At 40.1% G+C, this 15804-nt stretch carries 17 protein-coding genes, 1 tRNA gene and 1 other RNA gene; 1 reads left to right on the top strand and 18 read right to left on the bottom strand.

What is annotated here, in order from left to right:
• Positions 1 to 9: 9 nt before the first annotated feature.
• The 5 genes from comA to AB8E63_RS07420 form a co-directional block, all read right to left on the bottom strand.
• On the bottom strand, positions 10 to 2163 hold the full coding sequence (comA, locus tag AB8E63_RS07440) for a peptide cleavage/export ABC transporter ComA (RefSeq protein WP_368910624.1): 2154 nt from the start codon (positions 2161 to 2163) through the stop codon (positions 10 to 12).
• 241 nt (positions 2164 to 2404) lie between these two features.
• Positions 2405 to 2641, bottom strand: coding sequence for an acyl carrier protein (locus AB8E63_RS07435; protein ID WP_368910623.1), 237 nt, complete (start codon positions 2639 to 2641; stop codon positions 2405 to 2407).
• 10 nt (positions 2642 to 2651) lie between these two features.
• Positions 2652 to 3644 (bottom strand): phosphate acyltransferase PlsX, encoded by a 993-nt coding sequence (gene plsX, locus AB8E63_RS07430; RefSeq protein ID WP_368910621.1) that lies wholly within the window; start codon positions 3642 to 3644, stop codon positions 2652 to 2654.
• Positions 3641 to 4411, bottom strand: a complete 771-nt coding sequence (gene recO, locus AB8E63_RS07425) for a DNA repair protein RecO (RefSeq protein WP_006150509.1) — start codon at positions 4409 to 4411, stop codon at positions 3641 to 3643. Before recO ends, plsX begins: the two co-directional genes overlap by 4 nt.
• Positions 4408 to 5577: a pyridoxal phosphate-dependent aminotransferase gene (locus AB8E63_RS07420; protein ID WP_368910620.1), complete on the bottom strand. Its 1170-nt coding sequence runs from the start codon at positions 5575 to 5577 to the stop codon at positions 4408 to 4410. Before AB8E63_RS07420 ends, recO begins: the two co-directional genes overlap by 4 nt.
• Positions 5578 to 5731: 154 nt before the next feature.
• Between AB8E63_RS07420 and AB8E63_RS07415 the strand changes: the two genes are divergently transcribed.
• On the top strand, positions 5732 to 6742 hold the full coding sequence (locus tag AB8E63_RS07415; RefSeq protein WP_368910618.1) for a YeiH family protein: 1011 nt from the start codon (positions 5732 to 5734) through the stop codon (positions 6740 to 6742).
• 133 nt (positions 6743 to 6875) lie between these two features.
• On the opposite strand, the gene AB8E63_RS07410 is transcribed toward AB8E63_RS07415, so the two are convergent.
• The 13 genes from AB8E63_RS07410 to AB8E63_RS07350 form a co-directional block, all read right to left on the bottom strand.
• Entirely contained in the window at positions 6876 to 7313 is a 438-nt protein-coding gene (locus AB8E63_RS07410; RefSeq protein ID WP_024053793.1) for a CoA-binding protein, read from the bottom strand.
• Between the two features lie 118 nt (positions 7314 to 7431).
• Complete coding sequence (locus AB8E63_RS07405; RefSeq protein ID WP_368910616.1) at positions 7432 to 8400, bottom strand: ribose-phosphate diphosphokinase; 969 nt, start codon at positions 8398 to 8400, stop codon at positions 7432 to 7434.
• A 216-nt stretch (positions 8401 to 8616) separates the two neighbouring features.
• Entirely contained in the window at positions 8617 to 9111 is a 495-nt protein-coding gene (locus AB8E63_RS07400; RefSeq protein ID WP_281137612.1) for a carbonic anhydrase, read from the bottom strand.
• Positions 9112 to 9273: 162 nt separating this feature from the next.
• Positions 9274 to 9969, bottom strand: a complete 696-nt coding sequence (locus AB8E63_RS07395) for a TIGR00266 family protein (protein WP_024054220.1) — start codon at positions 9967 to 9969, stop codon at positions 9274 to 9276.
• 71 nt (positions 9970 to 10040) lie between these two features.
• Positions 10041 to 11405: a DNA repair protein RadA gene (gene radA, locus AB8E63_RS07390; RefSeq protein ID WP_368910660.1), complete on the bottom strand. Its 1365-nt coding sequence runs from the start codon at positions 11403 to 11405 to the stop codon at positions 10041 to 10043.
• Positions 11406 to 11444: 39 nt separating this feature from the next.
• Positions 11445 to 11936, bottom strand: coding sequence for a hypothetical protein (locus tag AB8E63_RS07385; RefSeq protein WP_006153147.1), 492 nt, complete (start codon positions 11934 to 11936; stop codon positions 11445 to 11447).
• A gap of 15 nt (positions 11937 to 11951) precedes the next feature.
• Entirely contained in the window at positions 11952 to 12518 is a 567-nt protein-coding gene (locus AB8E63_RS07380; protein ID WP_033686024.1) for a histidine phosphatase family protein, read from the bottom strand.
• The gene (locus AB8E63_RS07375; RefSeq protein ID WP_368910614.1) at positions 12469 to 12912 is read right to left on the bottom strand and encodes a dUTP diphosphatase; all 444 of its coding nucleotides are present in this window, start codon (positions 12910 to 12912) and stop codon (positions 12469 to 12471) included. Before AB8E63_RS07375 ends, AB8E63_RS07380 begins: the two co-directional genes overlap by 50 nt.
• Positions 12913 to 12964: 52 nt before the next feature.
• Positions 12965 to 13064, bottom strand: an RNA gene (gene ffs, locus AB8E63_RS07370) — signal recognition particle sRNA small type.
• Positions 13065 to 13096: 32 nt separating this feature from the next.
• The gene (tadA, locus tag AB8E63_RS07365; RefSeq protein WP_368910612.1) at positions 13097 to 13564 is read right to left on the bottom strand and encodes a tRNA adenosine(34) deaminase TadA; all 468 of its coding nucleotides are present in this window, start codon (positions 13562 to 13564) and stop codon (positions 13097 to 13099) included.
• Between the two features lie 200 nt (positions 13565 to 13764).
• Positions 13765 to 15051, bottom strand: a complete 1287-nt coding sequence (locus AB8E63_RS07360; protein ID WP_368910611.1) for an adenylosuccinate synthase — start codon at positions 15049 to 15051, stop codon at positions 13765 to 13767.
• Positions 15052 to 15294: 243 nt separating this feature from the next.
• Positions 15295 to 15528, bottom strand: a complete 234-nt coding sequence (comW, locus tag AB8E63_RS07355) for a sigma(X)-activator ComW (RefSeq protein WP_368910610.1) — start codon at positions 15526 to 15528, stop codon at positions 15295 to 15297.
• A gap of 199 nt (positions 15529 to 15727) precedes the next feature.
• Positions 15728 to 15801 (bottom strand) — tRNA-Asn (locus tag AB8E63_RS07350).
• Positions 15802 to 15804 lie beyond the last annotated feature (3 nt).

Below are 15804 nucleotides of genomic sequence, written 5' to 3'. Positions count from 1 at the left end.
TTCTCCTTTCTAACAGTTAACTAAATGATTATAAAAACTATTTCGAGCAAGCAAGTCAGCATGATTCCCCTCCTCTACAATCTTACCCCGATCCAAAACGATAACCTTCTCCACCCGTTCAGCAATAGTTAAACGGTGAGCGATGAAAATCAAGGTCTTATCTAGATTCATGAGGTTGTCTACTATCCGTTTCTCTGTTAAGATATCTAGACTGCTCGTCGCCTCATCCAAAATCAAGATAGGAGCATCTGTCAAGAGAGCACGCGCCAAAGCAATCCTCTGGCGTTGACCACCAGAAATTCCTGTACCATCAGAAGTCAATTCTGTCTGGTAATTCAAGGGCATACGCTCAATATCTTCACGAATTTCTGCTAATTCCACCGCACGCACTATATCCTCCTGAGTAGTTCCCTCTTTAGCTCCAAGCAGGAGATTTTCTAAAATTGTTCCATTGAATACATAGGGTTGTTGAGGTAAATAGTTGATATGTTGGCGCAGAGACTTTTTATCAATATGATTTAAATTCATATCCCCAAGTCTGATTTCTCCCTGACTTGGGTTGTAAAAATTAACCATCATCTTAGCTAGAGTCGACTTCCCTGATCCTGAAATCCCTACAAGAGCTATTTTAGAACCCTGTTTGATTGTCAAATTGATATCTGATAAGATATCTTGACCATAATCATACTTGTAGTGAATTCCCTTAAAAGTCATATCTCCTTGAACCATACTCAAATCCTCTACCATTTTCTGTTCTTCAAACTCGGATTTGACCAGATAGACCTCGTTGAGACGACTATTAGCAACTTGAGCTGTTTGAATCTTACTCTGAAGGTTGATGATATTTTCTAGAGAATTCGTAAAATAATAAAGAAGTGTATTATAGGTAATTAACTGTCCTAAGCTCATTTTCCCATCCATAACAAGATTGGCCCCCATCCATAAAATACAGACATTTAGAAAAAGTTGAGCAAGTTTTTTAAGAGCTTTTTGCTGACTTTCTGCTCTACTATAAGTAAAGGATCTTTTCAGATAATCCACAAATTCCCTATCAATCTTTTGGTAGCGTGTTTTTTCGCTAGCCAAGGATTTAATCGTTTCAATACCATTGATATCCTCTATAACGGATGATGATAGGGTTGCATTTGCTTCCATAGTATCCCGGTTCATCTTTTCAAAAGGTTTCATAAAAGCAAAAATAATTGCAGCATAAATGGGAAGACCCAATAAGCTTATGAAAAAGAGACTACTATTTTGCAAAAATAAGATTATGGAAATAATCAATACCGTAGATATATCTAAAAAAATTGAAATAATGGTTGAAGCTAAGGCATCTATGATACTATTGGCATCTGTAAATCGAGACACGATTTCCCCCGTCCGTCGAGTCGCAAAAAAAGACACAGGTAGATGAAAAACATGTTTGATATAAGATAAAATAACATCAATCGATAGACGTTGCCCAAGGACAATTAATAGGTAATCTTGAGCAAAAGACAAAATCTGCTGAAGGGCATACACGATAACAAGACATATAGAAACAACACTTAGGGTCGAAGAGGTCTGATTTGGTACATAGGTATCAATAATAGATTGTAGATAGTATGAACCAACAATATTAATCAAGGTTACTAGAACTGTCGCTAAAATGATATTGATGATCAAACCTTTCTGATTTATCAAAATAGGCAGAAAAGAAGTAAGACCCTGATTCTTGTCCTTATGTGGCTGATAATTTGGGGAAGGAGCCACAAAGATAGTTGTTCCTGTCCATTCTTCTTCAAATCTTTCGCGCGATAGTTTTGTCAATCTAATCCCTGGATCTGGGTCAGCTATATGAATATTCTCCTTATCCCGTCCGGTTACTACATAGTAATGAAGTAATTCTCCTTCCTTAAGTACGTGTACGATAAAAGGAAATGTCAAATCAGGCAAATCGAACAGGCTCATATCCGCTTGAATAGCCTGTGTTTCAAACCCAAGTTCCTCCGCAACTTTCACTAGCCCCAAAGCTGTCGTCCCATTTATAGTCGTTTTGGCTAACTCTCGTAGACGTGCTAATGAATAATAGCTTCCAAAATAGCCAAACACCATGGCCAACGAAGCCACTCCGCAGTCCTTCTGATCCATCTGTGAGCGGTAGTGTTTTTTCCTAAATTTCATATTCTTATCCTTTTTCTTAACAATCTAATTAAAAGTTCTGTAAGATTATTTTAGCCAAACAAAGTAAGAAATAGGTAACTCTTTCTAAAAAAACAATATCTGTACTCAAACTGTACTGATATAAGTTTAAGTGTTCATATGAATAAACAAATTTGTCAAGATAAATGCTTTACCTATCACAAAAAAACCATATCAGCACAGTCTACATAAAAAAGCAACATGCCAGGCATGTTGCTTTTTCTTATGTTCTATTTTTAATGATTGCTAATACGTCTGCGACACTTTGGAGATTGTCAATTTCTTCATCACTGATCTCAATTCCAAATTCATCCTCAATGGTTAGGACAAATTCCATCAAATCTACTGAATCAGCATCCAAATCATCCTTTAAGCTCAAGTTTTCGGTTACGACAAAGTCTTCTCCTTGACGCTCTTGAATGATGGTTACGATACGGTCAAAAATTTGTTGATCTGTCATATTATTCTCCTTATTCCTCTGAAAATTCACGCGCAGTTTGGGCAACTACATCTGTCTCAAGCATGGTACGAATCTGGCGTATTGTGCTATAGACAGCCTTGGCATCACTTGAGCCATGAGTCTTAACTACTGGCGCCTTAACACCAAACAGAACCGCGCCTCCAACATCTGAATAGTTGAGCTGTTTTTTCAAACCTCTGAGGTTATCCTTAAGAAGGAAAGCACCTAGCTTGGCTCTAAGACCGCCACCTACAATAGCATTTTTGAGCAAGCCCATGATACCCATAGCAGTCCCTTCAATAGCTTTGAGCACAGCGTTTCCCGTGAAACCATCTGTTACGACTACATCAGCAACACCATCCATCAAATCACGTGCTTCCACATTCCCGACGAAATTCAAACTCTCGTCAGCCACTAATAGGTCATAGGCTTCCTTGCGGAGTGGATCTCCCTTGCTACTCTCTGTCCCGTTATTAAGCAAACCTACACGAGGTTTTTCAATACCACGAACATTCTTAGCGTAGAAAGAACCTAGAATTGCGTATTGATGGAGGTGATGAGCTGTATTTTCGGCATTAGCTCCGAGATCCAGCATATCAAAACCCTTACCATCAATCGTTGGCAATGTTGACATAAGCCCAGGTCGGTCGATATTTTTGATACGACCAACAATGAAAAATCCTGCAGCTAGCAAAGCACCTGTATTCCCTGCAGAAAGAACAGCATCTGCCTCTCCATCTTTGACAGCCTTGGCCGCCAAAATCATACTGGCATTTTTCTTCTTACGGATAGCTTTTGTTGGCTCGTCGTCTGAGTCAATCTTCTCATCTGTATGGATAATGCTGACGCGCTCTGTAGCTGTTAGATATTGCTTGATTTTGCTTTCATCTCCGTAAAGTTGAATCTCAATATCTGAAAAGTCAGCAAGGGCTTGATTAACTCCCTCTACAATAGCTTGCGGTGCGTAATCGCCACCCATTGCATCAACTGCGATTTTTTTCATTTGTCTTCCTCTTTCAGTAGTTGTCCCCAGTCGGCTAGGGAATCAATAAATTTCTTTGATTTCAGATGAATGCCGACATATTCCTCGTAGATTTGGTCCATAAACTTACGCAAGTCCTGCTTGATTTCGGCCTTAAGTGAGATAGTCTCCAAGGTCTCAAAATCAATGGCTTGAAATTGATTGAGCAGATAAGGAATATTGGGATTTAAATGACATCGTTTCTCATCTTCATGGTAATGATCGGGACAAAGACAACCCCCGTATTTGAAGGAGAAGTCAAAGGCTTGCCCCACACGATGACAAAAGGTACACTCATTAAAGTTGAGACTGATTCCAAAACGTGTCAATATTTGAATTTCAAAAATATTTGTCAAAACTTGATAATCCAGACCCTCTTCCATCAGCTCTAAAGTCTTTTGCAAAAAAGCAAATAAGGGAGCATCTTCTTGGTTATCCTGCAAACTCGCATCTGCCAAGGCCGCAACATAAGTCGCATAAGCCATAACAAAGAGATCGCTATTGATTTTCGGAAAAGTCTTCACCTCATGATAATCTTCTATATAACTAAGTCCATCGTCATTGACTTTTAGGAGAAAATGGGCTAAGACTAAAGGTTGAATGACAGGAGCTAGTTTGGATTGGCCGGCGTGTTTGACAAAAAACATGCGCTTCCCTGCCTGTTCTGTAAAGATTTTAACAAGCTTATCATCCTCTCGAAAATTTCGATTGTAAAGTACTAAACCCTGACTCGTAATCGATTGAATCATGCTTCTCTCATGTACTCCTCAAGTCGTTTCATAGCTTCTCTGATGGTTCCCATGCTAGCTGCATAAGATAGGCGAACATAGCCTTCTCCATACTGACCAAAGGCAGCACCAGGAATAAAAGCAACAGCCTTCTTCTGGGCAAAATCCTTCAGAAAAGCAAAGGAATCTTGATTATAGCCTGCTGGAATCTTAGCAAAGATATAAAAAGCCCCATCTGGTTTAATAATCTCAAAACCAAGGTCAGTCATCTTGTCGATAATATAGTCCCGACGCTGGATATATTCCTTCTTCATCGGTTCTGCATCATCTTTACCAGCTGTCAATGCTTCTACTGCAGCATGTTGCGCCATGGTGTTTGCAGCAGTTACCAAATACTGATGACTCTTGATGAGTTGAGCTGTGAAGTTTGCTGGTGCAAAGATAAAACCTAAACGCCAACCTGTCATGGCATGGGATTTAGAAAGACCGTTAATAATAATTGTCTGATCTCTCAACATAGTCCCCAAAGATACATGATTTTCCCCTGTATAAGTCAACTCTGAGTAGACTTCATCACAGACTACGAAAATCTCATACTTACGTAAAACAGCTGCCAAGGCTTCTAATTGCTCGCGACTATAAGTAATTCCTGTAGGGTTGGCTGGATAGTTGAGAATAACTGCCTTGAGCTTGTCACCTTGCTCTAAAATCGCTTTTTCTAGCATTTCTGGAGTTAAGACAAAACCATTCTCAGTCGTATCAATCTCGACAATCTCTGCACCAACTAGATTAACTATTGGCTCATAGCCAGGATAGGCAGGAGCTGGCAAGAGAACCTTGTCTCCTTCCTCCAAAATAGCTGTCAGAGTAGCTGATAGAGCCTCTGTCGCACCAATTGTGACCAGGATTTCATTCTCTGGATTGTAGTCTAGCTGATATTTCTCTTTTACAAAATCACTCGCCGCCTGACGCAAGGTCAACAAACCACTCATCCCTGTATAGTAGGATTGATCTTGGTCAATGGCTCGCTTTGCAGCTTCCTTGACATGATCTGGTGTTGTAAAATCTGGTTCTCCCAAGGTCAATCGCAGTACTCCAGGAATCTCTGAAATAGCCTGGTCAAATTGACGAATCAAGGAAACTTGTATCTTATCTAATTGTTTATTAAAGCGTTTGGTTAAGTCCATATATATCCTCCTTGATCAAAGAACATATATCTATTATACTACAAAAGCTCTCTGACCGCAAAATTCCATTTATTTTCAACCTTATTCCTACTTTCTATTTTACTTTTCTGATAGACAAGATTATAATAAGAAGTGCTTATTTTCGGAGGTTTTTATGTCATTTCTATCAAAGAATTGGGCAGGACTGTTAGCCTGTCTGATTATCTCAATCATCTCTTGGGTTTTAGGAGGCTTTCTGCCTGTTGTGGGAGCACCAGTTTTTGCCATTTTTATCGGTATGTTGCTCCATCCCTTTCTCTCTAACTACAAACAACTGGATGCAGGCTTGACTTATAGCTCTAAAAAATTACTCCAGTATGCTGTTATCTTGCTTGGATTTGGCCTCAATATATCTCAAATTTTCGCAGTTGGAAAATCTTCCCTCCCTGTTATCCTTTCAACCATTTCTATCGCCTTAATTGTAGCTTTCTTTTTCCAACGCTTGTTTAACCTTGATACCAAGCTAGCTACCTTGGTTGGTGTAGGCTCTTCTATCTGTGGCGGTTCTGCCATTGCTGCGACAGCTCCTGTTATTCACGCAAAGGAAAAAGAAGTGGCCCAAGCAATCTCAGTTATCTTTTTCTTCAATGTCTTGGCAGCTCTTATCTTTCCAACTCTAGGTTCTTGGCTCCATCTTTCCAACGAAGGTTTTGCTCTCTTTGCGGGTACTGCGGTCAACGATACGTCCTCTGTGACAGCTACTGCTAGCGCCTGGGATAGTCTTTACCAAAGCAATACTCTCGAGTCTGCCACTATTGTCAAACTGACACGCACCCTGGCTATTATCCCTATTACTCTCTTCCTCTCCTACTGGCAGAGCCGTCAACAAGGTAACAACCAAGGAGTGAAGCTTAAAAAAATCTTCCCCGTTTTCATTCTCTACTTTATCCTAGCTTCTCTGCTAACTACTCTTCTCACATCATTCGGTGTCAGCAATAGTTTCTTTTCACCTCTCAAGCAACTCTCCAAATTCCTCATCATCATGGCGATGAGTGCTATCGGTCTCAAAACCAACCTCATTGCTATGATCAAATCCAGTGGAAAATCCATTCTTCTTGGAGCCCTTTGCTGGATTGCTATCATCCTGACTAGTCTTGGTATGCAAACACTCATCGGCATTTTCTAATACTCTTCGAAAATCTCTTCAAACCACGTCAACGTCGTCTTGCCGTACTCAAGTACAGCCTGCGGCTAGTTTCCTAGTTTGCTCTTTGATTTTCATTGAGTACAACACAAAAGGTAGCCTTTAGGCTACCTTTTTATTGTTCAAGAATTAAACGTGTATGTTCTCTCTTAATACAACGGTTCATCACGATATCATCGCATCCTCCAGCACGCAAGATTTCTTCTGCTTCCAAACTTTCAAGTCCTAGTTGTGCCCAGAAAATCTTGGCATCCGCCTTGAGAAAGTCTCGTGCTACATCAGGTAAAAATTCACTGCGACGATATACATTGACGATATCTACAGGGAAAGGAATTTCAGCTAGACTGGCATAAGCCTTTTCTCCCAAAATCTCGCTACCTGCAGCTTTAGGGTTAACTGGAATAATTTTATAGCCACGAGCCTGCATTTCTTTAGTCACTCGATTGCTAGTTGTTTCCTCACGATCGGATAAGCCTACTACAGCTAGAGTTTTACTGGTTGCTAGATACTGACGGATCACGCCATCGCTTGGATTGATAAATTCTTGAGTCATAGAAACCCTCCTTTTTCATCAGTATAGCATATTTTGAAAAGGCTTGCAGTTATTGGCTACAAAAAATTTCCTAGCAAGAGAAAAGTCTGCTAGGAAATTCGTTTATTCAAGTGAAAGTTTAGATTTTTTTCTCGATACTAAATAATGGAGAAAGAGGACGTTTTTCATGGATACGTACAATAGCATCACCTAGGAGATGAGCGATAGAAATTTGTTCAATCTTATCAATCAAACGTTCTTCTGGAAGATAGATAGTATCCAAAACAACCAATTTTTTAATGGCTGATTTTTGGATGTTATCCATAGCTGGTCCTGAAAGAACTGGGTGCGTACAACTTGCGTAAATTTCAACAGCTCCTGCTTCTGCTAGAGCATCAGCCGCATGACAAATGGTTCCAGCTGTATCAATCATATCGTCAATCAAGATACAAGTCTTACCTTCTACCTTACCAATGATATTCATCACTTCACTGGTATTCATCTTGTCTACACTGCGACGTTTATCAATAATCGCAATCGGAGTTTTCAAGAATTCTGCTAATTTACGAGCACGAGTGACACCACCATGGTCTGGACTGACAACAACATAGTCAGAACCAACCATACCACGACGCTCAAAGTAATCCGCAATCAAAGGAGCACCCATCAAGTGATCCACCGGAATATCAAAGAAACCTTGAATCTGCGCAGCGTGCAAATCAATCGTCAATAAACGATCAACTCCAGCTACTTCAAGCATATTTGCCACGAGTTTTGCAGTGATTGGTTCACGCGCTCTAGCCTTTCTATCCTGACGCGCATAGCCATAGTAAGGCATAACAACGTTGACAGATTCTGCACTGGCACGTTTCAAAGCATCAACCATAATCAAAATCTCTAGTAGATTGTCATTTACAGGTGAGCTAGTTGATTGTAAGATAAAGACATGTTTCCCACGAATAGATTCTTCGATGTTAACTTGAATTTCTCCATCTGAAAATTGACGAACAGTCGATTTCCCCAACTCTATCCCAATCTCTTGCGCCACACGCTCTGCCAATTCTCTATTTGAAGAAAGGGCAAACAGCTTTAAATCAGAAAAAGACATGTTTTCCTCCGGTATTTATGTATCACTTGTGTTTTTCACAACATTTTTCCATCTACCATTGTAGCGCTTTTTTCTCGATTTTTCAATAAAAAATAAGACAAGAGTAGACTTTTATACTCTTATCTTATGCTATTTTATATTAGTGATATCAAAGGTAAAAACTTGTCAACCTTCTCATCCTACTTCATGCTACTCTAGAAACTTTTAAATAGAAAGTTAGTATATCTCCCTCATACTACCTGTATCTACATCATAAACAGCTCCTGAAATAATGACATCATCTGGAATTAAGGGACATTCTCGCAACAACTTCATATCCTCTCGAACACTCTCATCGATGTCTTGAAACGGTAAAAAATCCTGCCCAGATACATCAACTCCCAATTCACATTTCAAGTGCTCTTGAAAATCCTCGTTATTGAAGGTTTGAGCCCCGCAGTCTGTATGATGAAGAACTACAATCTCTCTTGTACCCATCTGTTGTTGAGAAATCACAAGCGAGCGAATCATATCGTCCGTCACTCGACCACCCGCATTCCGTAAAATATGGGCATCTCCCAGAGCTAACCCCAGAGCTGGCGCAACGTGTAGACGCGAATCCATACAAGTCACGATTGCAACCTTGGTCTTGGGTTTAATGGATAGATGCAAATCTCCATGTAGTTCTACATAAGCTTGATTGGCTTTTAAAAAATTTTCAAAATAGGACATGACAACTCACTTTCTAGTCTGCCAGATAATTTGAACACCAAATTATTTATCTCCTATCTTACCATCTTTTCTTTGTCTTGTCAGCTGTCAACTTTCATATAAAAAAACTGGGACAGAGACATCCAGCAACTAGCTTGGGGTTCTGTCCTAGTTTTTTTAATATTATGAGCCTTTTTGGATATACTTGTTAAGAGAGCCTGCAAAGCTCTGAAGATTGAGACTTTGTACATAGACTTCACCGGTACCTCGGAAGGTATTCACCACTCCTTCGCCTGTACCAATAGACTGCCAGAAGCCATTTTCTAAGTGGATATCATAGTCCAGAGATTGACTCCAAGCCACCACATGGGCATTGTCAATCGTTATTTCTTGGTTTTGCAACTCAATTTTCTTAATAGATCCAAAGGCATTGGCCAAAAGAGTTCCCTGACCTTGGGTTGTCATCACAAAGAGGCCGCCTTGCCCTCCGAACAGAGCTTTCCCAATAGACTGGCGCTCCATTGTATAGAAAGCTGTACCATCAAGAGCTAAAAAGGCCCCATCATTCAATCGATATTGCTTTTCGCCTAGCTCAAGAGCAATCACTTGACCAGGAGTATCTGGTGCTAAAGCAAGGTTGCCGTTGTCAGACTCTGCAACAGCTTGAGTGATAAAGGTACTTTCACCAGAAACCATTGAACGCCCTACAGCTTTGACAAAACGTCCCAAACCAGAACCGCTTGCATTGAGCTGGGTATTGAGACTTACATTAGGTGTGTGGTAGACCATGCTACCGCGCTGAATAAAGACCGTTTCCCCCTGATTGAGCGACAACTCTACCAAAGGAAACTGCATTTGACTATCCATAGAAAATTTCATCAGAAATTCCTCCTTATTTTTAATAAATGTTAGCAATAAAATAATTAGTCATCTAAAACTGACCATAACGATTAGGAGAATACTTTTTTCAAGACTTCCTGAATAGTCGTCACCCCAATCACCTGAATTTCCTTAGGTGGCTTTATACCTGTTAGGGAGTTTTTTGGTACATAGATTTTTGTAAATCCAAGCTTAGCAGCTTCATTGATCCGTTGTTCGATACGATTTACGCGCCGAATCTCTCCCGTCAAGCCCAACTCTCCTACAAAACATTCCTGGGGATTGGTTGGCTTATCCTTGTAGCTAGAAGCAATAGCAACTGCAACAGCCAGGTCAATAGCAGGCTCATCTAATTTGACACCACCAGCTGATTTGAGATAGGCATCCTGATTTTGAAGCAAGAGACCAGCCCGTTTTTCCAAAACAGCCATAATCAAGCTAGCACGATTGAAATCAAGCCCTGTCGTCGTACGCTTAGCATTTCCAAACATGGTCGGCGTCACCAAGGCCTGCACTTCCGCAAGAATTGGACGTGTTCCTTCCATTGTCACAACGATGGACGAACCAGTCGCTCCATCCAAGCGTTCTTCCAGAAACACTTCACTTGGATTGAAAACCTCAACCAAGCCACCTGACTGCATCTCAAAGATTCCAATCTCATTGGTCGATCCAAAACGATTTTTGACTGCTCTCAAGATACGGAAGGTATGGTGGCGTTCCCCTTCAAAGTAAAGCACCGTATCCACCATATGTTCCAACATTCGAGGTCCCGCCAAGGTTCCTTCCTTGGTCACATGGCCGACGATAAAGATGGCGATGTTATTGGTCTTGGCCAGCTGCATGAGTTCAGCTGTCACCTCGCGTACTTGAGAAACCGATCCTTGCACTCCAGAAATCTCAGGAGACATAATGGTCTGTATAGAGTCGATGATGAGAAAATCAGGCTGGATTCTCTCTACCTCAGCTCTCACGCTCTGCATATTGGTCTCAGCATAGAGATAAAACTCGCTATCAATATCCCCCAAGCGCTCTGCACGGAGTTTAATCTGCTGTGCAGACTCCTCACCACTGACATAGAGGACTGTTCCTACTTGAGACAGCTGGGTTGATACTTGTAAGAGAAGGGTTGATTTCCCAATCCCTGGATCCCCACCGATAAGGACAAGACTTCCTGGTACCACTCCGCCTCCAAGCACACGATTGAACTCCTCCATCTCTGTCTTGGTTCGATTGACATTAATAGATGTTACTTCAGCCAGTTTCATGGGCTTAGTTTTCTCACCCGTCAAGGACACACGCGCATTCTTAACCTCTGCAACCTCAACCTCCTCAACAAAAGAAGACCAAGCTCCACAGTTTGGACAGCGTCCTAAATACTTTGGTGAATTATATTCACAATTTTGACACACAAATGTCGCTTTTTTCTTAGCTATAATTCTAATCCTCTCATTATAAAATCTCTTATTCTTTTCACGTCAGCAACTATCTTGTTTCAGAACAGTAAGGCCACCATCATCCGCATGGACATAATACCGACCATCAGGACTGAATCCAAAAATATAGGGTAAATAACCTTTATAAATTTGACTTTTAGCTTCCTCATCTTTCCCCCAATAAATAGTTAAAATGGGATACTCTTCAGATTGGTCTTTATCCATTGTCACTCTGATGTCTTTGCCATTATCCAGAGGGAGATTTCCACCGTATTGACCAGAGATAGGGATAGGTGAATCATATCCCTCACACATGGCTACTAACTCTACCTCATCGTAATCCCCGTCTATCGGAGTTACTTGCCCATTTTCACTGTCAATGATTGACATGTAGTCTGAAGAAATGCAAAGAATTTTATGATAGGCATCAGGGAGAAATGCTAGGTAAAGAAATCCTCCAATACTGATCTCATAAATCTTCTTATACCCTAGACAATTCTCGGCAGTAAAAGCTTGAAAATCCTTATAGCTCATTCATTGTGCTTCTTTCTATATCTCTATCTCACATTCAATCACTTGGCAAAAATCAATCTTCTCGTCTGGTACAAATTGGCGCATGAGCATTCGATGAGTGACAACAACGACTGTCTGATAGTCTCGATACTTGCGCATAGATTTTAGAAACCGAGATCTCATTTCCTCAGCTGTCTCATATTGAAAGGGACTATTAGGAGGTAAGGATCCATTATTTTCTAGAAACAGAGTGCGAGCTTTTTCAAAATTCTCTACGCCACTTTCATAGACTTGCCATTCATGCAATAATGGCTCCACTCTCAAAGGAAGTCCAGTAGCACAAGCCACATAGCTAGCAGTTTCTAAAGCTCTTGTGACTGCAGAAGAAACTAGTAGATCAGCTGAGTGTAGCAAAGAATTTTTGCTCAGTTCCTGAGCTTGCTGCCATCCCTTCTCAGATAAGGGCGCCAAATCCATCCCGAATCCAGTATAGGAACGCTCCTCTAACACACGATAATCTGGCTCTCCATGACGTACAAAGATAATCTTCATCTTAGTGCCCAGTTGATCCAAACCCACCAGTACGAACTCCGTCTGCCTCATCTCCATCTGCGATTAAAAATGGTGCAAAGACAGCCTGAACCACACGTTCCCCAACTTCAAGAACAACCTCTTGGTCTGTAATATTCTTCATCTGTGCAAAGATATGTCCCTCATTACCTGGATTGCCATAATAGTCTCCGTCAATGACACCCACAGAGTTAATCAAGACCAGACCCTTCTTGCGAGGATTAGAGGAACGGTCGTAAAGATAAAGCACCTCTCCAGCTTGCATATAGGCCTTGACCCCAGTTGGTACGAGGACGATCTCACCTGGTGCAATCACCGTGCGTTCTGCAACCTTTAAGTCGTACCCAGCTGCATGCGCTGTCTCACGCTTTGGGAGCAAATTTTCATCTGTAAAACTAGAAACTAATTCAAAACCACGAATTTTCATATTATTCCTCTTTTTAATCATTTATTCTAGGCTATTTTATCTTATTTATTCGAAAAAAGCACGAAAAAAGAGCACACAATTCACACTCGCTTAGGGCTGCTGGATTCCTCCCCTGACCCGCTTCACGCAGAACTGTTGCTCCACTGTTTATTATACCACATTCTCCTCTATTTTTAAAGAGAAATTATTTTTTACGTCTATTACGGAAAAAGTCCTGCATAATCCCTGCGCAATCATCCTCTAAAATCCCCGTTTCAACCTCTACACGATGATTGAGACGTTCATCCGTCAAGATATCGTACAGACTCCCAGCAGCACCAAATTTTTGGTTTTTAGCCCCGTAAATAACCTTTGGAATACGAGCAAGACCAATTGCCCCACTACACATGACGCAAGGCTCAATGGTCACAAAAAGGGTACAATCGAGCAAGCGCCAGCTCTCTTCACTCAGATTAGCATTCTCTATGGCCATAATTTCCGCATGCATGACTGCCCGTTGCAACTCCTCACGAGCATTATGCCCACGACCAATAATTTGTCCGTCCTTAACAATGACACAACCAATGGGGATTTCATCATGCTCTAAAGCAATCTCCGCTTCCTTTAAGGCCTCTCTCATAAAAACTTCTTTTTCTTCAAGCGTGTAATCCATTTCTTCTCTCTTTCCTAGCTATCAACTCTACAATTATACCATGTTTCTTAGGACAAAAAAAGCCACCGAATGCGGTGACTTTATAGGGAGATTATTATGAAAAAGAAAAGTTTAGGAAATTTGTTACAACAAGTTAGGAGGTCTTCTTGTAACTGTCTTTAGTATATCCGACCTGTCTTAAACAAATCTTAAAAAATCTCCTATGACCAAACACTTTCTAAAATATTTGTCTGTTCACGACCAGGACCTACTGAGAATGTTGAAATACGAACACCCACCAATTCGCTAACACGGCGAACATAGTTGCGTGCATTTTCAGGAAGGTCTTCCAAATTACGTACTCCAGTGATATCTTCAGACCAACCAGGCAATTCTTCGTAGATTGGTTTACAACGTTTCAATTGTTCGAGACTAGCTGGGTAGTAATCAATACGTTGACCATCAAGATCATAAGCCACACAGATTTTTACTGTATCCAAGCCACTCAAAACATCGATAGAGTTCAATGATAGGTTTGTGATACCAGAAACGCGACGGCTGTGACGCATAACAACTGAGTCGAACCAACCTACACGACGTGGGCGGCCTGTAGTTGTTCCATATTCATGACCAATTTCACGGATACGATCGCCAACTTCATCAAAAAGCTCAGTTGGGAAAGGACCATCACCTACACGACTTGTATAAGCCTTACATACACCGACAACTTTGTCAATCTTGCTTGGACCTACTCCAGAACCAATTGTCACACCACCAGCCACAGGGTTTGATGAAGTAACAAATGGATAGGTACCTTGGTCGATATCTAACATAACACCTTGTGCCCCCTCAAAGAGAACCCGTTTACCATTATCAAGCGCGTCGTTCAAGATGACAGAAGTATCAGTCACATATTGCTTGATTTGTTGGCCATACTCATAGTATTCTTCAAAAATATCATCAATTGAAATAGGTTCACTATCATACAATTTTACAAATTGACGATTTTTCTCAGCAAGATTACGTTCTAAACGTTCACGGAAGATTTCTTTATCCAAAAGATCCGCAATACGAATTCCAACACGAGCTGCCTTGTCCATATAGGCTGGACCAATTCCTTTAATTGTCGTCCCAATCTTGTTATCACCCTTAGCTTCTTCTTGAAGACGGTCTAACTCAATGTGATAAGGCAAAATAACATGCGCACGATCAGAAATTCTAAGATTATCTGTTGTAACACCTTCTTCATGCAAATAAGACAATTCTTTTACAAGAGATTTAGGGTTGACAACCATCCCATTACCAATAACAGAGATTTTCTCTGGGAAGAAGATACCTGAAGGAATCAAGTGCAATTTAAATTTCTTTCCATCAATAACAATTGTGTGACCTGCATTATCTCCGCCTTGGTAACGAGCAATCACTTCCGCATTAGCTGAAAGAAAATCTGTAATTTTTCCTTTACCTTCATCACCCCATTGGGTACCTACAACAACAACTGAAGTCATAATAAATTTTCGTCTGAGCCAAAAGGCTCGTCCTTTCTCATATACATGGTGGGACTCTCACCCACAATTATATCTTACAATTTATTATAAGAAAAAAACACCATTTTATCAAGGATAAACACTAGAAAAGATTAGGGTTTTCCTTTGATTTTAAAATAAATAAAGTAAAAATTTAAGATTATACTATATATTTTTTATTATATATAAATTAACGTTCGTAATAAATGAAAATAACTGTATCTACTAACAATAATTGAATGTTTGTCCAAGTAAATGATTAAGATAGATCCGGTATGCTGCTCTAAAATGACATAGAAGAAAATCCTTCTCATTCTTTATCCTAAAACGAATTAAATAATAAAGTAAAAATTTAAGATGGAGTAATTCCCATTCATCAGTACTTTGAAATAAAAATGAATATTCATTTTCGACTTGCTTTAGAAAAATCAAAGATCGATCATAATATTTTTGAAGCATATAAAAAACCTTTCTTATTGATAAAACAAGTCTATCAGAAAGACTAAATAAATAGATAAATATTTCTATAAAGTAAAAATTTTAAGCTGAACAAACTTAAAACAAAGAAAAGAAGTAAAAATAGATGGAAAAAAGCTCTAAAAAATCCAGAAAAATAAACCCAAGAAAACAAAAAAACGTTCCTTAGAACGTTTAACTACTCCGCCAGTAGGACTCGAACCTACGACATCATGATTAACAGTCATGCGCTACTACCAACTGAGCTATGGCGGATAA

Origin of the sequence: Streptococcus sp. oral taxon 061 (genome assembly GCF_964211575.1) — a bacterium.
Lineage (GTDB): Bacteria > Bacillota > Bacilli > Lactobacillales > Streptococcaceae > Streptococcus.
The sequence above is the reverse complement of the archived record's forward strand: the minus strand, read 5'-3'. Positions and strand labels throughout refer to the sequence as shown.